At 52.9% G+C, this 210-nt stretch carries 1 tRNA gene; it reads left to right on the top strand.

Annotation, left to right across the window (positions count from 1 at the left end):
* Positions 1-134 precede the first annotated feature (134 nt).
* Positions 135-208: transfer RNA gene (locus tag KQJ18_RS24560), tRNA-Arg, on the top strand.
* The last annotated feature ends 2 nt before the right edge of the window (positions 209-210 follow it).

Below are 210 nucleotides of genomic sequence, written 5' to 3' on the forward strand. Positions count from 1 at the left end.
TCCGTAGCTCAGCTGGATAGAGTACTCGGCTACGAACCGAGCGGTCGGAGGTTCGAATCCTCCCGGATGCACCATCTCTTACTTGATATCGTTTATTACGATATCAATATCGGCAGTAAAGCAAGTTTCCCGATGCATCCGTAGCTCAGCTGGATAGAGTACTCGGCTACGAACCGAGCGGTCGGAGGTTCGAATCCTCCCGGATGCACC

Source organism: Citrobacter sp. S55_ASV_140 (genome assembly GCF_018919505.1).
In the GTDB taxonomy this organism is placed as follows: Bacteria; Pseudomonadota; Gammaproteobacteria; order Enterobacterales; family Enterobacteriaceae; genus Citrobacter; species Citrobacter werkmanii.